An 18055-nucleotide genomic window follows, 5' to 3' on the forward strand; every position below is an offset into this window, starting at 1 on the left:
ACGTCGACCGCCGGCGTCCCTCACCCGCTCGTCCCCTCCGGAGGCACCGTGCCCACCTACTCCTACCGCTGCGCCGACTGCGGCGAGGCCTTCGACATCGTGCAGTCGTTCAGCGACGACGCGCTCACCGTATGCCCGCGCTGCGAGGGGCTGCTGCGCAAGGTCTACAACAGCGTCGGCGTCGTCTTCAAGGGCTCCGGCTTCTACCGCACGGACTCACGCGGCAAGGACGCCAAGGCGACCAAGAGCACCTCGGCCTCCCCGAGCGAGTCCTCCTTGAGCACCTCCGGCACCAGCGCCTCGTCCGGCTCCAACGGGTCCGCGAGCGGGTCCGGGACCTCGTCCAGCAGCTCCAGCACCTCGACCAGCTCGGCCGCCGCCAGCTGACCCGCCCTCCTGCACCGCGCTCCCGCGAGCCTCTCCGCCGACAGGCCTGAGAGGGCAAAAGCGGCTGCTCGGCCTGCGTCCGAGGGACCACCTGCGCCCTCTCACCGAGGCTTCACGGCCCGTATGCCGGAGCCACCGCTCGCGCCGGTGCCCTCCCGCCGGCCGGTCGCTCCAGAGTGGTCGCAGAACCGACACCAGACCAGGCCAGACGTCGCATCTGCGACCACTCTGATCTTGGCCCGTCTCCCGAGAGGTCATGAACGGCCGCTCGGACTGCGTCCCAGGGACCACGTGCGCCCTCTCACCACGGCCGCACCCACGCATCCACGCCGAGTCCTCGTTTCGGTGCTCGGGCGTCGGGACGACCAGCTCGTATGACGACGCAGCCCGCCCACTCGCACACCAGCGGGACGCGCCGGCCGCGGCGTGTCGTCCACAGCTCGTCGCGTCGTCCCTCGCCTTGTCCACAGGCGACCTCCGAGCCCTCCCGCGTCGCTGGTCTGCTCCTTAGCCTCGCGGCATGACTGCCCTCCCCCGCCCTGGCAACCGAGGCGGGCGCCCCGCACCGCTGCGCCGGTCGTGGCGCGCTCGCCTGCGCAGCCGCCGCGTGTCCTGGCACCTGCGCCTCGCCCGCCGCGTCCTGGCCGCCCTCTGCGTGGGGCTGGCCGTCACCGGCGCGCTGCGCCTGGCCTTCCCTGCCCCGCCTCCCGCCGGGACCGTCGTGCTCAGTGCCGCCCACGACCTGCCCGCCGGGCACGTCCTGGGCGAGGCCGACCTCGTCGGCCGCCGATGGCCCGGCCGGGACGCTCCCAGTGGCTGGCCCGCAGCCGACGCACTGGTCGGACGGAGACTGGCGAGCGCGGTGGCCGCCGGCGACCCGCTCACGTCACGTGCGGTGACCGGCTCGACCAGGCTCACCGGTCTGCCCAACGGGTCAGCCGCGCTGGCCGTGCCGGTGGTGGAGCCCGTCGTGGCCGATCTCCTGCGAGCCGGGGACCGGGTCCAGGTGTGGGCCGGTGCCCGACTCGTCGCCCCCGCCGCGGTGGTCCTGCAGACACCGGTCCCCGAGTCCGCCGGACCAGGGCTTGCGGGAGGCGCGACCGGCTCGTCCGGTCGCACGGTCCTGGTGTCCCTCAACGAGTCTCAGACCCGCGCGCTGCACACGGGACGCAGCGCAGGGCCCGACGCGGAGGCGTTGCACCTGATGCTCACGGCCGATTCCCAGTGAGCGCATCGCGTCAACGTTTTGGTCACCTATGAACGATCAAGTATCGTCCTCGCGTAACTCAGCGTCATACGGTGGCGCCATGCGGCGGGGTCGCCGCCCCGAGCCCGAGCGGGCTCGCTCCCATCTCCCCAGAACAGAGAGAGAACAGTCATGCTCAAGGGCTTCAAGGACTTCCTCATGCGCGGCAACGTCGTCGACCTCGCGGTCGCCGTCGTCATCGGTGCCGCCTTCGGCAAGGTCATCGACAGCTTCGTCGCGATCCTGATGAACCTCATCGGCAAGCTGGGCGGCCAGCCCAACTTCAATTCTTTCAACCCCGGCGACGTGCCTGTTGGCGCGTTCCTGACCGCGCTCATCAGCTTCCTGATCATCGCGGCTGCCATCTACTTCATGGTCGTGGCCCCGATGAACGCCATCGCCGCCCGCCGCAAGGCCGGGGTCGAGGAGACTGAGGCCCCCTCCGAGGAGGCGTCCATCCTCATGGAGATCCGCGACGAGCTGCGTCGCCGCTGACCCACCCCCGCACCTCACGAAGGGCCCCGCCGTCTGGCGGGGCCCTTCGTCGTTCGCTCACGCACCCAGCCGTCCACGGCATCGACAGCAAGGCCGGGAGGGATGCGCTCGCGGTCCTGGTCAGCACCTGACTCTGTTACTCCCAGTGCGGGGGACGCTGCTCGCGCAGCCACCGGTCTCGCTCGTCCTCGCGGGGGGCACTGCCACCGCGGCGAGGCTCCGCGCCCGACGGAGCCGTCAAGCCGGCGGCAGGTGCCATGCTCGGCCCCGCCTCCCCCGGGCGTCGCTGGGTGCCGCGCAGGCGCTCGGACTCCTCCGGGCGACGCCCGGTCGACCCCAGACGCGGCTCCGGTGCCCCCAAGGGCGTGGCCGCAGCGGACCCCGTGCCGGGCGCGTCCACGCGGCGGTGGCGTCGGGTCATCGCGGCGACCCGGCCGAGGCGTCGCCGCGCGGGTCGCTCGCGCCACGCTCACCGCGCCGCAGACCCTCGGCGCGCCCGTGGGCCGCGTCGACGATCCGGGCGACCACGCGTTCGGGCGCGGTGAACAGGTCGGGCGTCCACACGCGCAGCGGCTCCCAGCCTGCACGCCGCAGCAGCGCGGGCCGTCGGACGTCACGGTCGATCGGTCCGGCACCGGTGGCGTAGTCCGCGCCGTCGGACTCCACCGCCACGGCGACGCCCCGCACGGCTCGAGGATCCCGGACGGCCAGCTCGACGCCGCCGGAGCCGGCGCCACGACCCGCGCGCTCGGTCACCGAGAGCCCGGCGAGCCGCAGCCGGCCGGCGAGCTCGCCCGTGACCGGGTCGGTCAGGTCCCCCTGCGAGGGGACGGGTCCGGCAGGCGTGCCGGCGAGGTGCAGGACCTCGGCGAGCAGCTCGACCCCGGCACTCCCCGCCCCCACCTGGTGCAGCCGCTCCGCCGACACGGTGGAGACGAGGACGAGCCGGTGGCGGGCACGGGTGACCGCGAGGGCCGCGCGCCGGTCCCCCGCCCCCAGCGCCAGGGCGCCGAACCGGTGCCCCGCCTGGCCGGCCCCGTCCAGCGCATAGCCGAGGGAGACGATGACGTCGTCGCGGGTCTGACCCTGCACCTGGTCGACCGGCTTGATCCACCACGGTTCTCGCGCCGAGCCCTCGAAGAACCGCCGTGACGTGTCACCGCGGTCGAGCGTCGCCAGCTGCTGCCGCAGCCCGGCCGTGATGGCGTCCGCGTGCGCGGGGTGGAAGGTGACGACGCCCAGCGAGCGCTCGGGGGTGCTGCGGGCGTGCGCCAGGACGAGCCGGACCACGCGGTCCACCTCGGCCGTGGTCGTGACGGGGGCCTCGCCGCGGGGCGGTTGCGGCATACCGTCCTGGTCCACCAGCTCGAGCTGCAGCCGGGGCGCGGTGGACGCGGCCGGCACGACCACCAGGTCCTGGCCGTGCAGGCGGCGGTCGAGCGCCGCCGTGATGCGGTCGTCGACGGCGCGGTGGACGGTCCGGAGGGTGTGCACGGGCAGGATCTCGGCGAGGGCGCAGAGCACGGACGGCGCGCGCTGGTCGGCCTGCACGTCGTCACCGCGACGAGCGGGGTCGGGGACGGTGACGCTGACGTCGCCGGGCGGCAGCTGGTGCGGGTCGCCGCAGACCACGACCTGCCGGCCACGGCTGAGGGCCGAGACCGCCTGGGAGACGGACAGCTGCGAGGCCTCGAGCACGATGACGGTGTCCACGCCGGCACCAGGACGCACCAGCGACCCGACCTCGTGGGGGCTGACCGCCCAGCAGGGCCGCGCCTCCCCGACCACCTCGGCGACGGCTGCGGCCCGTTCCCGCAGGGCGACCGCGTCGAGCCGGCGCAGCTCCTCCGCGGCGGCGTCCAGCGCCCTCCCGTCGTGCGCTCCATAGCGAGGATCGGTGCGGCGCACCTCGTCGAGGAACGAGCTCCACCAGACGTGCCGCACCTCGGACGCCACCTGGCTCGCAGGCACGCGACGCGCGGCGAGGTCCTCGACGAGCGGCCCCAGCCCCTGGGCGCGCAGCCCGTCGAGGGTCGTGGTGACCAGGGGCAGGACCGCGAGACGCCGACGGGAGCGCAGCAGCTCCCGCACCCGCGCGAGCACGTCCTCGACGGGTCGGTCGAGCATCCCGGCGCCGTCGGCGGTGGTGGCGAGGACGGGTTCGAGGAGATCGAGGTCGGCGACCACGGCGTGGTGCGCCGCGCGCGCCTCGTCGATGCCGTGCGGGACGGCAGGACGGCTCGCGGCACCGGCCCGGTCGCGCCAGCGGGTGGCCTGGTCGTGGGCCCTCGCCAGCCCGTCGTGCAGGGCGGCGGGGCCGGGTCCGGGGCGCAGGAGGCGCTTGGCGTCGCGCCGCAGGCCCTGCCGCCGCCACGGTCCGACGCCGGTGTCGTGCTCCGTGCGGTATGCCGTCGACGTGGCCGCCAGCATCTCGGGCAGCGGCGCGTCGAAGACCTCGGGCACGAAGACGTCGAGCGTGGCGCGCACACCCGACACGAGGTCCAGGTCATGACCCATGTCCCGCACCGAGGCGGCAGGGGGCAGCCCGACCTCGCGACCGAGCGCGTCGACCAGGCTGCGCAGGCGGATGAGGCCGCGATCGCCCTCCAGGCGTTCGCACGCGACGAGGGCGGCGTCCGCCTCGGCCGGCGTGGTGACCCGGGCCGCGCGCCACGGGTCCTCGCCCTTGTGCGTGAGCCAGGCGCCGTCCTCGGCGACCTGCACGAGCTCGCGGGTGGCGACGTCGAGGCGTTGCGGGGTCAGCGCGGCGAGGTCGTCGAGGGCGAGCCGCACGCGGGAGCGCGGCGGCGGATCGACCTGGCTCAGCTCGACCATGGCCCCCTGCGCCTGGAACGCGCTGACGCCCCACGGGTGTCGGGCCTGGTGGAGGGCGACGAGGTGCCCCTGCAGCCGCTCGGTGACGGCGTGGTGGTCGCGGGTCGTCGCGGCCGTCGCCTGCACGGGCTCGGCCGGCGTCGCGGCCGTGAGCGGCCCGTGCTCGTGCCGCAGGTCGGGTCCGTCGTGCGCCTCGGTGACCAGGTCGAGCCCGACCTCGGCGAGACGCTCCTGCACGGCCTCGATCGCCGCTCGCGCGTGCGACACGAGCAGGACGCTGCGGCCTTGTGCGGCCAGCCCCGCGACGGCCGCCGCGACGACCTGGGTCATCCCGGTGCCGGGCGCCCCCTGCACCACGACGTCGTCACCAGCACCGATCGCGTCGAGGGCGGCCCGCTGGTGCTCGTCGGCGGGCAGGACCAGCGGCATCGGGGCCGGCTCGGCGGTCGGCGGACGCAGCGAGGTGGGCAGGCCGCCAACTGCGCGCACCACCGGGTGCTCGGTGAGGGTGGCGCCGGCGAGGTCGGCCACCATCCCCAGCTTGGCGTAGGGATAGAGCCCGATCCCGAGGCGTCGCTCGATCGTGAAGCCGGGCAGACCCGAGCACTGCCGGATCAGCTCGCGATAGGCCGCCTCGGGGTCGAACCCGTTACGCCCCCAGGAGGACTCGGCCAGTCGGCGTCCGTCGAGCTCCACCCCGAGCTCGGCGCGGACCAGCTCGACCAGCGCGGGGTTGAGCTCGGCGGTGCGGCTGACGACGAGGTCGAAGTCGGTCTGGGCCAGGTCGCGGGGCCGCAGCTCGCACGGGCGCAGGAAGACGGGGGCGCTGGGCACTCGCCCGGCCCCGCCGGAGGTCTGCCAGGTCGCCATACCGGCAGCCAGGAAGCAGGTGGCGAGCCCACGGTCCTGCCAGAGGTCCTCGGCGGTCGCGCGGATCCGCCGGGCCACGACCACGGCCTCGGCCAGCGCCCGCGGCTCGCGGTGCAGGTCGGACAGCTTGGCGTCGCGCCCGGACAGGAAGATCGCGAGCCCCGCCGGGTGGCCGTGCGTCAGCTCGAGCCGCCCGCGCGCGTCGGCCGGGCGCCAGAGCAAGGAGTTGGGTCCACCCGCCTCGACGAGCTCGCGCCGCCAGTGGGCGACGGCCGCGACCGCCGGGTCCTGCGCATCGGTGGGGCGGCTGGCGGCGGGCGGTGCTGGGGTCACCGGCCAAGGATAGCGAGGCCGGGATGCCCCGGGCGGACATGGTGGCGGCGCGCATGATGCAGGGGGAGGGAACCATGCGCGCCGCTCGTTGAATGATCAGCAATGAGCCGCCAAAGGTCAAGACTGGCGAGTAACCACGGGCCAGGTTCGCCCTGTTGACACACCCCATCGGTGCGGATCTCACCCTCCGTGTCCATCTCGGCGGCCGACGGGTTGGATCGATCCACACCCTGCGGTCGCGCCCGTATGACGAACCACGCCGGTCGCTGTCATCGCTGCGCCCGCCGCCATGACAAGATAGGTGCCCGTGGTCGGCGCAGCCGCCACCCCCGCCCTCGTAGCTCAGGGGATAGAGCACCGCTCTCCTAAAGCGGGTGTCGATGGTTCGAATCCATTCGGGGGCACAGCACATCACCGCAGTTGTTGAGGCGCAGCGGACCACCCATGGGCGCGAATCACAAGAATCTGCTCGTCGAGCCTGACGATCACGCGGTCCGTCGTTCCCGCGGGGGCCTGTCGCCCAAGGTCCACCAGCTCTGCGCCGGCAACGGTCTGCCGATCGTGGTGCTCCTCGGTCCGGGCAAAGGCAGCGACTCACGGATGCTCACGAACCTGCTTGACGCGGTCAGGGTCCCGCGCGTCGGGCCCGGACGGCCCCGGACCACCCTGGCCGCGGTCATGGCCGACAAGGCCTCGAGCCCGGCCGGCCGGAGCAGCGCTCGTCCTCAGAGGTCGCCGGAGCCTACGACCTGGGTCGTAGGCGAGTCCCGACCAAAGATTGATGCGCGCCCGCGCTCGGCCCGGCAGACTGGTGGCTGCACGGCAGGGGCCGGGCACGCTGCGCCGGGGGGACGCAGCGTGCCCGGCGCCTCCGGCGCCGACAAGGGGGGGATCGGCGCGCAGCACGACGAAGCCCCCTCCGAGGCGGAGGGGGCTTCGTCGTGCTGCTCGAGAGGGCTCGACCGATCAGGCGCGGCCGTAGCTCACGTTCTTGCTCCAGATCTTGTGCAGGCCCGTGGTGCGGCCGGTGCGCGGCGAGTCGTACATCATGCCGCCGCCGGCGTAGATGCCCACGTGGAAGGCCGGGGAGCCGAAGAACACGAGGTCGCCGGGCTGCGGGGAGGACACGCGACGGGTCGCGCGCTGCTGAGCGGCAGCGGTGCGCGGGATGGACTTGCCGTTGGCGCGGAAGACATAGCTCGTGAAGCCCGAGCAGTCGAAGCCGGCCCTGGTGGTGCCGCCGTAGCGGTAGTAGATGCCGGACAGGCTCGCGGCGGTGCGGAGCACGCCACCGCCGGCGACGGCGCGCGGAGCTGGGTTGGCGGCCTTCTTGACGACCTTGCGCGCGACGGTGCGGCGCACGGCGGTGCGGGAGGCGCGGGTGTAGGTGCGGTTGACGCGTCGCACCGCGGTGCGACGGTAGGTGCGCGAGGTGCGGGTGTACTTGCGCTTGGTCGTGTAGCGCTTACGCTTGACCGTGGCCTTCTTGCGCTTGACGGTGGTGCGCTTCTTGACGGTCCCGCGGACCCTCTTGAGCTTGGACTTCTTGACGCCGGTGAGCGATACGCGGCCGAGCTGGCCGACGGCGGCGACGGAGGGAGCAGCAACGCTGGCGGGAGCAGCGGCAGCGGCCGGGGCGGCCGTGGCGGGCATCGACGCGGCGATGACCATGCCACCGGTGGCGGCGACGACACCCGCGACCTTGGTGGCCGGCGCGGCGGCGTGCTTGGCCGCCTTGATCAGGAGACTGGCGGAGGAGACGTCGGCAGCGCGGTGCCGACCGGGGGTGCTAATGGACACAGTTGACCTCTCGAACGCCTACGAAGTTAGCTGTCGGGTTCGGGCGGAAAGGTATGGCCCGGCCACTCTCGTGGCTTCACCCCGGGACGCTTGCGCGCCAAGGTGGGTCCCCCGCTCCTGTCAGCGGAATAAGCAGAACAGCAGAAGTGACAGGACTCGGCGTCTCCTGCTGCAGCCCCTCCAGGGGGAGAAGGGCCGTGAAAGAAGGTAACGGACACCCCCGGGATTGTCACGTTCAGATCACAGGCAGGTGAATCACAGGCGCCCTCCGTGGGTACGGCTGCTAGTGCCCGCACCGGACACACATGCGTGCGATAACCACTCTCAGTCGGACGTCACGGTGTCCACGAACACATGGCTCGCCACATCCACCGGGAGCGAAACCCCCTGCGAGTCAGTGGAATTCACGCCCACGACGATCACCCGGTCGCCCTCCGAGGTCACCCGAACCCGGCCACCGGGCAGCGCTCCAGCGGCCGTCAGCAGGCCGAGAGCCTCGTGATCCACCTGCACCGGCTCGCCGATCCGACGGACCGTGACTGTGACGGAGGTCACGGAACCATCCACGACGGAGTGCAGCGGGACCAGTCCGGGGTCCTTGCCGTCCGTGCCGACCGACCCCAGCTCGTCCAGACCGGGGATCGGGTTGCCGTACGGCGAGACGTGGTCGTCGCCGATGAGGCCGAGGATCTTGCGCTCGACCCGCTCGCTCATCACGTGCTCCCAGCGGCAGGCCTCGTCGTGGACGTGCTCCCACTCCAGGCCGATCACGTCCAGGAGCAGGCGCTCGGCGAGGCGGTGCTTGCGCATCACGCGCATCGCCCGAAGCCGACCGTCGGCGGACAGCTCGATCTCGCGGCTGCCGGCCACGTGCAGCAGACCGTCCCGCTCCATGCGGGCGACCGTCTGGGACACCGTCGGCCCGGCGTGACCGAGTCGCTCGGCGATGCGGGCGCGCAGGGGCTTCACGCCCTCTTCCTCCAGCTCGTAGATCGTGCGGAGGTACATCTCGGTCGTGTCGATCAGGTCAGTCACGGGTCAAGCCTGCCACGCGCGCCTGTGGACTTGCTTTGCGCCGCGCACGACGCAGCGCCGCCCGGCACGAGGACGGGCAGGATCGGGCAGATCAGGGCATCTTGCGGTGCCGCCGCCAGGACGCGGCGTCGTCGAGGTCGCCCTCCCCCACCCTCTCGTAGGCGATGCGGTCGTGCAGGCGCGACGGCTGACCGGCCCAGAACTCGATCTGGTCGCACGCGATCCGCCAGCCGCAGAAGGACGGCGGCATCGGGATCTCGGCCTCCTCACCGTCACGGGTGAAGCGGGCGGCCTGCTCGGCATACCGCCGCTGCAGCTCCTCCCGGCCGTCGACCGGCGAGGACTGCTCGGACGCCCAGGCGCTGACCTGGGAGCCCCAGGGCCGGGTGCGCCAGTAGCCCTCGAGCTCGTCCCCGTCCAGCGGCACCGCCCGACCCCGGAACCTGATGACGCGGTAGAGCGCGGACCAGCGCAGCGTCGCCGCCACCCGCGGCTGCTCGCCGATCTGGCGCGCCTTGGTGGAGCCGCTGTCGGTGATGAACCCCGGACCGGCGGGCGTGAAGAACTTCATCAGGACGGGACGCACGTCCGGGAGGCCGTCCGCGCCGACCGTGGCCAGGTCGAGGCAGTCGGGCTCGGTGTGCCCGCCGCTGGACGCGTCGTGGGCGACGGCCTCCGCGAGCCAGGTCGACGCGAGCGACCAGGGGCTGTCCCCCAGCGTCGCCTCGTCCAGACCCGTGCCGGCGTAGTCGACCCGCCGGATGCCCTGCACCCCCGCGCCGCGGGCGTCGTCGCCCTGCTCGCCCGTCACCCGCGGGTCGGTCACGTCGTTCTGCGTCATACCCCGAGACTAGGCTGACCCGGTCACCGCGTCCTGAGGAGGTCCGTCATGGCACGAGGCAAGGTCGGCGCCGTCAACAACCTGGTCAAGCTCGGCGTCAAGTACGGCCCGATCGTCTACGAGGCGGTCAAGCACGGCAAGGAGCCCGCGCGCGAGCTCGCCGAGCGGCAGGTGGCGCGCAGCAACGCTCGCCGGCGCGCCCTCGAGCACGCCCACCACCTCGTCGACGGCTCGGTGCTCACCGTCTTCGACGGGGACCAGCGGCACTTCGTCGTGTTCAACGGGGACACGCCCGTCGCGTCGCACCCCACGAGCAAGAAGAAGACGTTGCAGGCCCTGATCGAGGGGTACGACCTCGACAAGCGGGTCCGCCCGGCCCCCAGACGCCGTATGACGCCGCGGGTCAAGCGCACGGGTGGGTGACCGCGAGGTGGGCGGCACAGCCGACTTCGTCACCGAGATCGCGGAGGCCGATCGCGACAGCGGGATCCTGCGCTATCGCGGGGTCGACCTGCGCGAGCTCGTCGGCCACGTGCCGTTCGAGCAGGTGTGGGGGCTGCTCGTCGACGAGGCGCTGCACCCCGGCCTGCCGCCCGCCGAGCCCTTCCCGCTGCCGGTGCGCACCGGTGACGTGCGGGTCGACGTGCAGAGCGCCCTCGCCCAGCTCGCCCCCGTCTGGGGCTTCCTCCCGCTGCTCGACATCGACGCGACGCAGGCCCGCGAGGACCTCGCCCGGGCGTCGGTGATGGCCATGTCCTTCATCGCGCAGTCCGCGCGGGGCGAGGACCTGCCCGCCGTCCCTCAGCGCGAGGTCGACCGCGGCCGCTCGATCGCCGAGCGGTTCATGATCCGGTGGCGCGGCGACCCCGACCCGCGGCACGTGGGGGCGGTCGACAGCTACTGGGTCACGGTGGCCGAGCACGGCCTCAACCCCTCGGCGCTGACCGCCCGGGTCATCGCCTCCACGGGCGCCGACGCGGCGGCCTGCCTGTCCGGAGCCGTCGGGGCCATGAGCGGCCCCCTCCACGGCGGCGCGCCACGCCGGGTCATGTGGATGCTCGAGGACGTCGAGGCCGGCGAGCCCGCCGCGCGGATCGTCGAGCAGGTCCTCGCCGAGGGCGGTCGGATCATGGGCTTCGGCCACAGCGTCTATCGCGGCACCGACCCCCGCGCCGACGTCCTCAAGACCGCCTGCCGCCGCCTCGGCGCCCCGCGCTACGCCGCGGCCTGCGAGCTCGAGGCCACGGCCCTGGTGGCGCTCGCCGAGCGCAACCCCGAGCGCGTGATCGCGACCAACGTGGAGTTCTGGGCGGCCGTGCTGCTCGACCTGGCCGAGGTCCCGGCCCCGATCGTCACCCCGATGTTCGTGTGCGGGCGCACCGCGGGCTGGTCGGCCCACGTGCTCGAGCAGCAGCGGGCCCGGCGGATGATCAGGCCCACGGCCCGGTATGCCGGACCGCCCCCACGACGCCTCGCCGACGTCGGTCCGACCGGCGACGCACCCGACGCCACGCGCGCCGCGGGCGACCCCGCCTGACCGACCCTGCCTCACAGACCCAGGGACCGACCCCGCCTGACGGGCCCGTCCGGATCGCGGCAGGCTCGCCGCGCTCCCGGCATACGGCTGGGAGGATGAGCAGGTGACCTCCGAGATCCTGCTGCCCCCCGACCTGCTGCCCTCCGACGGGCGCTTCGGCTCCGGACCGAGCAAGGTGCGCGCGGCGCAGGTCCAGCGGCTCGTCACCGGCGCCACCACCTGGCTCGGCACCTCCCACCGGCAGGCGCCCGTCCGCGACGTGGTGGGCTCGCTGCGTCGGGGGCTGGCGGAGCTGTTCGCGCTGCCCGAGGGCTACGAGGTGGTGCTGGGCAACGGCGGGTCCACGGCGTTCTGGGACGTCGCCGCGTGCGGCCTGGTGCGCGAGCGGGCGCAGCACGTGGTGGTCGGCGAGTTCTCGAGCAAGTTCGCGCAGGTCACGCGGGAGGCGCCGCACCTGGCGGAGCCGTCGGTCCGCGAGTCCGCCCCGGGCACGCGCACGGCGGCGGCGGCCGAGGCCGGCGTCGACGTCTATGCCTGGCCCCACAACGAGACCTCCACCGGCGTGATGCTGCCCGTCGAGCGCGTGGCGGGGGCGGACGACGACGCGCTCGTGCTGGTCGACGCCACGTCCGGCGCCGGCGGGCTTCCGGTCGACGTGTCCCAGGCCGACGTCTACTACTTCGCCCCGCAGAAGTCCTTCGGCTCGGACGGTGGGCTGTGGGTGGCGGTGCTGTCCCCCCGCGCGGTCGAGCGTGCCCACGAGCTGGCCACCACCGACCGGTGGATCCCCGCCTCGCTGTCGCTGACGACCGCGATCGAGAGCTCGCGCAAGGACCAGACCTACAACACCCCCGCCCTCGCGACCATCGCCATGATGGAGGAGCAGGTCCGGTGGTTCCTCGCGCAGGGCGGCCTGCCGTGGGCCGCGGGACGCACTGCCGACAGCTCCTCGCGGCTCTACGCGTGGGCCGAGCGCACGCCGTGGGCGACGCCGTTCGTGGCGGACCCGGCCGCCCGTTCGCAGGTCGTCGGCACCATCGACCTGGACGAGACCGTCGACGCCGCCCGCGTGTCAGCGGTGCTGCGCGCCAACGGGATCGTCGACACCGACCCCTACCGCAAGCTCGGGCGCAACCAGCTGCGGATCGCGATGTTCCCGGCGGTCGAGCCGGACGACGTCGAGATCCTCATGCGCGCGATCGAGCACGTCGTCGAGCGCCTCTGACGGGAGCGCCCGACGGGTCCGGGAGGAGCGGCGGGGCTCAGCGGACCGGCGGGTCTCACCGGACCGACCGGGCTCAGCGGACCAGCGAGCCGTAGGCCGCCAGGGCCAGGCACACGGCGATCACGATCAGCGTCGCCACGCGGCGGAAGCGCGGGGTCATCGGGTCACCACCTCGGCCAGGTCGTGGACGTGGGGCTCGAGCTGCTCGGGGTGCACGACCTCGAGCCGCCGGCTCCCGGGGCGACGACGCAGCCGCACGCCGTCCGACACCATGATGTAGGCCACGGCCGCGATGCACGCGATCCCGGTGGCCACGGCCCCGACGCCGATCGTCCAGCGGGCGCCGAAGGTGTCGCCGATCCAGCCGATGAACGGCGCCCCGAGCGGCGTGCCGCCCATGAAGATCGCCATGTAGAGCGCCATCACGCGACCCCGCATCTCCGGGTCGACGGACAGCTGCACCGACGCGTTGGCGGTCGTCATGACGGTGAGCGCGGTCAGCCCGCACGGGATCAGCAGGAGGGCGAAGGCGACATACGTCGGGGCGGCGGCAGCCGCGGCACTGGCGAGGGTGAAGCCGCCGAGCGCGAGCAGCAGCACGCGCAGCCGCGGCTGGGCCCGACGGGCCGACAGCAGGGCCGCCGACAGCGAGCCGATGGCCATGATCGAGCCGAGCAGGCCGTACTCCTCGGCGCCGCGTCCGAACACCGTGGTGGCCATGAGCGCCATCGTGAGCTGGAAGTTCATGCCGAAGGTGCCGAGCATGAACACGATGAACATGAGCAGCATGATGTCCGGTCGTCGCCGGACATAGCCGATCCCCTCCCGTATGGCGCCGCCGCCCCGTCGCAGGGGCGCCGGGTGGAGCTCGGCGACGCGCAGCCGGGTCAGGCTGAGGATGACCGCCGCGAAGGACAGGGCGTTGACGCCGAACGCGGGTCCCGTGCCCCAGGCGCCGATGACGACGCCGGCGACGGCGGGGCCGATCAGGCGGGCGGCGTTGAACGACGCGCTGTTGAGGCCGACGGCGTTGCCGATCAGGTCGGGACCGACGAGCTCGGAGGCGAATGCCTGCCGCGTCGGGTTGTCGAGCGCCGCGGCGGCGCCCTGGGCGAGCGCGAGCAGATAGATCATCCACAGCTCGGCGCTGCCGGTCACGACCAGGAGCCAGGTCAGCGCGGCGGTGATGCCGAGGGCGGCCTGGGTGCACAGCAGGATGGTGCGCTTGGGGAAGCGGTCGGCGGCGGCCCCGGCCCACGGGGCCAGGAGCACCACCGGCGCGAACTGCAGGCCGGTCACGACGCCGAGCGCCGACGCCGAGTGGTCGGTCAGCTGGGTGAGGACGAGCCAGTCCTGGGCGACGCGGCCCATCCAGGTGCCGACGTTGGAGACGAGCCCGCCGAAGAAGTAGGTGCGGTAGTTGGGGACGCGCAGCGAGGCGAAGGTGGCACTCATCGTCCGGCCACCTCCAGCAGCAGCGGGGCGGCCTCGGCGAGGACGGCACGCTGCTCGGGGCTCAGCCCCTCGAGCCGGCTGGCCATCCACGAGTCGCGGCGGCGACGGATCGCCTGGGCCAGCGACTCGCCCTCGGCGGTGAGCGACACGACCACCTGGCGGCCGTCGGTGGGGTGCGGGTCACGACGGACCAGGCCGGCGTCGACGAGGCACCCGACGGTGCGGGTCATGCTGGGGGCGCTGACGCGCTCGATCTCGGCGAGCTCCCCTGGCGTGCGCGGGGTCTCGAGCCGGAAGAGGACGCTGGCCTGGTGGGGCGCGACGTCGTGGGTGCCCTCGTAGCGGATGCGGCGGCTGATGCGCTGGCACGCGAGGCGCAGGTCGTTGGCGAGGTGGGCGAGGTCGTCGGCCTCGGCGGGGTGATCGGTGAGGGTGTCCTGGGTCATCGTTTCCTTAGCCTAGTTCATTACCTTGGCTAACGATGACCTGTCGTCGTTGATTCCCCAGCCAGCCCTACTGCGGCAGCAGCCGCTGCGCCCCCTGTCCCCCACCCTCGCCGAGGGTGTCCTGCGGGTTGTAGAGCGAGCACTGCCGCATCGACAGGCACCCGCACCCAATGCAGCCCGCGAGGTTGTCACGCACCTGCTCAAGCTCGCGGATCCGCCGGTCCAGCAAGGGTGCCCACGACCTCGAAATGCGCGCCCACTGCTGCCGGGTCGGCGCCTTGTCCGGCGCCAGCGACTCGAAGGACGCCCGGATCTCCTCCAGGGTCAGCCCCACCCGCTGACCGGCCCGCACGACGGCCAGCCGCCGCAGCACCGACCGTTGGTAGAGCCGCCGGTCCCCCGCCGTGCGGGTGCTCGCGATCAGCCCCAGGGTCTCGTAGTGCCGCAGCGCCGACGGTGCCAGGCCGCTGCGGCGCGCGACCTCGCCGATCTGCATCAGGTCGTGCGTCCTCAGCATGTCCTCACCTCGACCCGGCTCGACGTCCCCGGACCACGATCATGGACCATGCCGGTCAGCCGCGCAGGAAGGTCAGGACCGCAGCCACCCGCCGGTGCTGGCCGTCGTCCGGGCCGAGCCCGAGCTTGGCGAAGATCCGCTGGGTGTGCTTCTCCACGGCTCCCTCCGTCACGACGAGCCGGGCGGCGACGGCGGCGTTGGTGCAGCCCTCGGCCATCAGGCCCAGCACCTCACGCTCGCGCGGCGTCAGCTGCGCGAGCGGCCCGGGTCCGCCAGGTCGTGCCATGAGCTGCCTCACCACCTGCGGATCGATGACCGTGGAGCCGGCCCGCACCTGGTCCAGCGCCCCGAGGAAGCCGTCGATGTCGCTGACCCGGTCCTTGAGCAGGTAGCCGACGCCTCCGGTGCCGCTGGCGAGCAGGTCGTCGGCGTAGGACCGCTCGACGTACTGCGACAGGACGAGCACCGCTGCGCCGGGCCAGGATCGCCGCACCTCGACCGCTGCGCGCAGCCCCTCGTCGGAGTGGGTCGGCGGCATACGGACGTCGACGATCCCCAGGTCGGGCCGGTGCTCGTGCATGGCCGCGACCCACGACGGACCGTCGCCGACGGTGGCCACCACCTCGTGGCCGTCGTCGGCGAGCAGGAGCTGCAGACCCTCGCGCAGCAGCACGGAGTCGTCTCCGATCACGACACGCACGGCACCTCCGCCCGTATGACGGTGGGCCCGCCCTGCGGCGAGGTCACCGTCAGGTGGCCCCCGAGACCTGCCAGGCGCCGGTCCAGGCCCGCGAGGCCGGTGCCCTTGCCGAGGTGCGCACCCCCGACGCCGTCGTCCTCGACCTCCGCCACGACCCAGGGGCCGTCCACGTGGACGCGGACGTCGACGCGGGTGGCGCTCGCGTGCTTCGCGGCGTTGGCGAGGGCCTCGGTGACGCAGAAGTAGAGCGCGGTCTCGTAGCCGAGGTTGACCCGCGGCACGTCCACGCTGAGGCGCGCGGGGATGGCGGCGCGGCCGGCGAGCTCGTCCAGGGCGGCGGCGAGACCGCGGTCGAGCAGGACGGGCGGCGCGATGCCCCGGGTGGCGGCCCGCAGGTCGTCGAGGGCGCCGTGCGCCTGCTCGGTGGCCGAGGCGAGCAGGCCGCGAGCGGCCTCGGGGTCGCGGTCCCACTGCCGCTCGGCCCGGGCGAGGTCCATCTGCAGCCGGACGAGCCGCTGCTGCGCGCCGTCGTGGATGTCCCGCTCGAGCCGCTGCAGCGAGCCCAGCTCGGCCTCGTGGGTGTCGGCGAGCTGCCGGCGATGGGCCTGCTCCAGCCGCAAGGTCCGGGTCGGCGCCTCGAGGAGCCAGCCGTTGACGCCGGCCTGGGCACGAGACAGGCCCCGCATCGCGATCGGCGCCAGGGCCAGCAGCATCAGGCCGAGCGCGACGTTGCACAGGGCGTGAGCCCAGTACTCGTCCGGCAGGTTGAGCCACGTGGCCATGCCGTCGCCCAGCTGGTCCTCGGGCAGGTAGCGCTGCCAGGCGGGATAGGACAGCCCGGCCAGGATCGTCACCCACCAGGAGAGCGCCACCGACCAGAAGACGCAGGTGGGTGCCCACGCCAGCAGCGAGAACACCGCGTCGCCCCACCGCTGCCGGTCGCGGAACAGCGAGGTGACCTGTCCCACGACGCCCGGGTCGCGGGGGTGGGCCACCACAACGGGCTCGGGGAGCCTGGCGCCGAGGAGCGACCGCTGCAGGGCCCGCTCGACGGCGGCCGTGCCCTGCGCGAGGACGAGCCCGGCAATGACCACGGGCACCCCCACCGCCAGGATCATGGTCGCGCCGCCCACGGCGAGCAGGACGACGATCGGGATGAAGGCGGCGAGATAGAGCGGGAAGCCCACCAGCAGGTAGGCACTGTCGGCGATGAGCCGGGTCGGCGACCAGGTCCAGGTCTGCGAGGTGGACGTGGCGGACGTGGCGGACGTGCTGGGCGACGTCTCGCGGCGAGCAGGTGAGGTGTCTGTCGTCATGTCGTCCACGCTACGAACCCCCTGGTCAGAGCCCCATCCCGCTGCCTGGCGTCCTATGTGTCGGGCTGGCCCGACGTCCGGTTCAGCCGGGCTGGCCCGAAGTCTGGCTCAGCCGGGCTGGCCCGTCGTCCGGCTCGCTACTCCGGGAAGCCGTCGAGGACGGCCGCGGTGCCCGACAGGCCGAGGCGCGAGGCCCCCGCCTCGATCATCTCGCGCGCCGCCTCGGCCGTGCGGATGCCGCCGGACGCCTTGACGCCGAGCCGGTCGCCGACGGTCTCGCGCATGATCCGGACGGCGTGCGCCGAGGCGCCACCGCTGGGGTGGAACCCGGTCGACGTCTTGACGAAGTCCGCGCCGGCCGCCTCGGCCGCCTGGCACGCCCCCACGACCTGCTCGTCGGTCAGGGCGGCGGACTCGATGATGACCTTGAGCACGGCGCCGCGGGTGGCCTCGCGGACGGCGGCGATGTCACGCTCGACCGCGTCGAAGTCTCCCGCCACGGCCGCACCCACGTCGATGACCATGTCCACCTCTGCGGCACCGAGACGCACGGACTCGGCAGCCTCCGCAGCCTTGACCGCGGACGTGTGCTTGCCGCTGGGGAAGCCGCACACCACGGCCACCGCCACGGAGGTCGACAGCGGCAGCATCGACGGCGAGACGCACACGGAGTAGACCCCGAGCCGCTCGCCGTCGGCCACGAGCTCGCGGACGTCGTCGGCGGTGGCCTCGGGCTTGAGCAGGGTGTGGTCCACCATCTGCGCGACCTGGGGGCGAGTCAGCTGCGTCATACGGCTCACCCTAGTGGGAGAGGTGAGCAGGTATGCCGACCCGCCCGCCACCCCGTCTCCGCGCCACCCCATCGGCGCCCACCCCGCTCGTCGCCCACCGCTCACGTCGCCCACCCCGCTCACCGCTCACCGCTCACACGCCATTGGTCACCAATCGCGTCCCGGAGGCGATATGAACGTTCCAAAAGATCAGTGGTGACCAATTGAGGTTGCCCCCGTTCGACGG

At 73.3% G+C, this 18055-nt stretch carries 16 protein-coding genes, 1 tRNA gene and 1 riboswitch; of the genes, 7 read left to right on the forward strand and 10 right to left on the reverse strand.

Annotation, left to right across the window (positions count from 1 at the left end):
• Positions 1-48 precede the first annotated feature (48 nt).
• From B4K29_RS17890 to mscL, 3 genes are all read left to right on the forward strand, one after another.
• Positions 49-387 carry an FmdB family zinc ribbon protein gene (locus B4K29_RS17890; protein WP_239263403.1) on the forward strand — a complete coding sequence of 113 codons (339 nt, stop codon included), beginning with the start codon at positions 49-51 and terminating at the stop codon, positions 385-387.
• A gap of 520 nt (positions 388-907) precedes the next feature.
• Positions 908-1615: an SAF domain-containing protein gene (locus tag B4K29_RS17895; protein ID WP_286968403.1), complete on the forward strand. Its 708-nt coding sequence runs from the start codon at positions 908-910 to the stop codon at positions 1613-1615.
• A gap of 150 nt (positions 1616-1765) precedes the next feature.
• Positions 1766-2128, forward strand: a complete 363-nt coding sequence (mscL, locus tag B4K29_RS17900; protein ID WP_154592279.1) for a large conductance mechanosensitive channel protein MscL — start codon at positions 1766-1768, stop codon at positions 2126-2128.
• 417 nt (positions 2129-2545) lie between these two features.
• Here mscL and B4K29_RS17905 read toward each other — a convergent pair whose 3' ends face one another.
• On the reverse strand, positions 2546-6166 hold the full coding sequence (locus B4K29_RS17905) for an AAA domain-containing protein (RefSeq protein ID WP_286968407.1): 3621 nt from the start codon (positions 6164-6166) through the stop codon (positions 2546-2548).
• Between the two features lie 331 nt (positions 6167-6497).
• Here B4K29_RS17905 and B4K29_RS17910 point away from each other — a divergent pair.
• Positions 6498-6570 (forward strand) — tRNA-Arg (locus B4K29_RS17910).
• A 562-nt stretch (positions 6571-7132) separates the two neighbouring features.
• On the opposite strand, the gene B4K29_RS17915 is transcribed toward B4K29_RS17910, so the two are convergent.
• The 3 genes from B4K29_RS17915 to B4K29_RS17925 form a co-directional block, all read right to left on the reverse strand.
• Positions 7133-7966, reverse strand: a complete 834-nt coding sequence (locus B4K29_RS17915; protein ID WP_286960669.1) for a C40 family peptidase — start codon at positions 7964-7966, stop codon at positions 7133-7135.
• Positions 7967-8111: riboswitch (cyclic di-AMP (ydaO/yuaA leader) on the reverse strand.
• Between the two features lie 179 nt (positions 8112-8290).
• Positions 8291-9001: a metal-dependent transcriptional regulator gene (locus tag B4K29_RS17920; protein WP_029211893.1), complete on the reverse strand. Its 711-nt coding sequence runs from the start codon at positions 8999-9001 to the stop codon at positions 8291-8293.
• A gap of 91 nt (positions 9002-9092) precedes the next feature.
• Positions 9093-9842, reverse strand: coding sequence for a pyridoxine/pyridoxamine 5'-phosphate oxidase (locus tag B4K29_RS17925; protein WP_029211894.1), 750 nt, complete (start codon positions 9840-9842; stop codon positions 9093-9095).
• 48 nt (positions 9843-9890) lie between these two features.
• Between B4K29_RS17925 and B4K29_RS17930 the strand changes: the two genes are divergently transcribed.
• The 3 genes from B4K29_RS17930 (at position 9891) to serC (ending at position 12604) form a co-directional block, all read left to right on the forward strand.
• Positions 9891-10265, forward strand: coding sequence for a hypothetical protein (locus tag B4K29_RS17930; RefSeq protein WP_286968409.1), 375 nt, complete (start codon positions 9891-9893; stop codon positions 10263-10265).
• A gap of 7 nt (positions 10266-10272) precedes the next feature.
• A complete protein-coding gene (locus B4K29_RS17935; protein WP_286968411.1) occupies positions 10273-11379 on the forward strand; it encodes a citrate synthase 2 in 1107 nt (368 codons plus the stop codon).
• Between the two features lie 103 nt (positions 11380-11482).
• On the forward strand, positions 11483-12604 hold the full coding sequence (gene serC, locus B4K29_RS17940) for a phosphoserine transaminase (protein WP_286961889.1): 1122 nt from the start codon (positions 11483-11485) through the stop codon (positions 12602-12604).
• A 156-nt stretch (positions 12605-12760) separates the two neighbouring features.
• On the opposite strand, the gene B4K29_RS17945 is transcribed toward serC, so the two are convergent.
• The 6 genes from B4K29_RS17945 to deoC all read right to left on the reverse strand — a co-directional run bounded on the left by B4K29_RS17945 (position 12761) and on the right by deoC (position 17829).
• Positions 12761-14059 (reverse strand): MFS transporter, encoded by a 1299-nt coding sequence (locus B4K29_RS17945; protein WP_286968412.1) that lies wholly within the window; start codon positions 14057-14059, stop codon positions 12761-12763.
• Positions 14056-14505, reverse strand: coding sequence for a MarR family winged helix-turn-helix transcriptional regulator (locus B4K29_RS17950; protein WP_029211899.1), 450 nt, complete (start codon positions 14503-14505; stop codon positions 14056-14058). Before B4K29_RS17950 ends, B4K29_RS17945 begins: the two co-directional genes overlap by 4 nt.
• A gap of 67 nt (positions 14506-14572) precedes the next feature.
• On the reverse strand, positions 14573-15022 hold the full coding sequence (gene soxR / locus B4K29_RS17955; RefSeq protein ID WP_286961885.1) for a redox-sensitive transcriptional activator SoxR: 450 nt from the start codon (positions 15020-15022) through the stop codon (positions 14573-14575).
• A gap of 55 nt (positions 15023-15077) precedes the next feature.
• The gene (locus B4K29_RS17960; protein ID WP_286968413.1) at positions 15078-15722 is read right to left on the reverse strand and encodes a response regulator; all 645 of its coding nucleotides are present in this window, start codon (positions 15720-15722) and stop codon (positions 15078-15080) included.
• Complete coding sequence (locus tag B4K29_RS17965) at positions 15710-17038, reverse strand: sensor histidine kinase (protein ID WP_286968414.1); 1329 nt, start codon at positions 17036-17038, stop codon at positions 15710-15712. Before B4K29_RS17965 ends, B4K29_RS17960 begins: the two co-directional genes overlap by 13 nt.
• Positions 17039-17175: 137 nt before the next feature.
• A complete protein-coding gene (deoC, locus tag B4K29_RS17970; RefSeq protein WP_286968416.1) occupies positions 17176-17829 on the reverse strand; it encodes a deoxyribose-phosphate aldolase in 654 nt (217 codons plus the stop codon).
• Positions 17830-18055: the final 226 nt, after the last annotated feature.

Source organism: Arsenicicoccus sp. UBA6765 (assembly GCF_002453335.1).
Taxonomy (GTDB): Bacteria; Actinomycetota; Actinomycetes; order Actinomycetales; family Dermatophilaceae; genus Arsenicicoccus; species Arsenicicoccus bolidensis.

Bases quoted from the DNA above. Each gene is read 5' to 3' on its own strand.
- soxR (WP_286961885.1), bottom strand. From the start codon at position 15,022: ATGCTGAGGACGCACGACCTGATGCAGATCGGCGAGGTCGCGCGCCGC.
- B4K29_RS17950 (WP_029211899.1), bottom strand. From the start codon at position 14,505: ATGACCCAGGACACCCTCACCGATCACCCCGCCGAGGCCGACGACCTC.
- B4K29_RS17945 (WP_286968412.1), bottom strand. From the start codon at position 14,059: ATGAGTGCCACCTTCGCCTCGCTGCGCGTCCCCAACTACCGCACCTAC.
- deoC (WP_286968416.1), bottom strand. From the start codon at position 17,829: ATGACGCAGCTGACTCGCCCCCAGGTCGCGCAGATGGTGGACCACACC.
- B4K29_RS17925 (WP_029211894.1), bottom strand. From the start codon at position 9,842: ATGACGCAGAACGACGTGACCGACCCGCGGGTGACGGGCGAGCAGGGC.
- B4K29_RS17895 (WP_286968403.1), top strand. From the start codon at position 908: ATGACTGCCCTCCCCCGCCCTGGCAACCGAGGCGGGCGCCCCGCACCG.
- B4K29_RS17930 (WP_286968409.1), top strand. From the start codon at position 9,891: ATGGCACGAGGCAAGGTCGGCGCCGTCAACAACCTGGTCAAGCTCGGC.
- mscL (WP_154592279.1), top strand. From the start codon at position 1,766: ATGCTCAAGGGCTTCAAGGACTTCCTCATGCGCGGCAACGTCGTCGAC.
- B4K29_RS17965 (WP_286968414.1), bottom strand. From the start codon at position 17,038: ATGACGACAGACACCTCACCTGCTCGCCGCGAGACGTCGCCCAGCACG.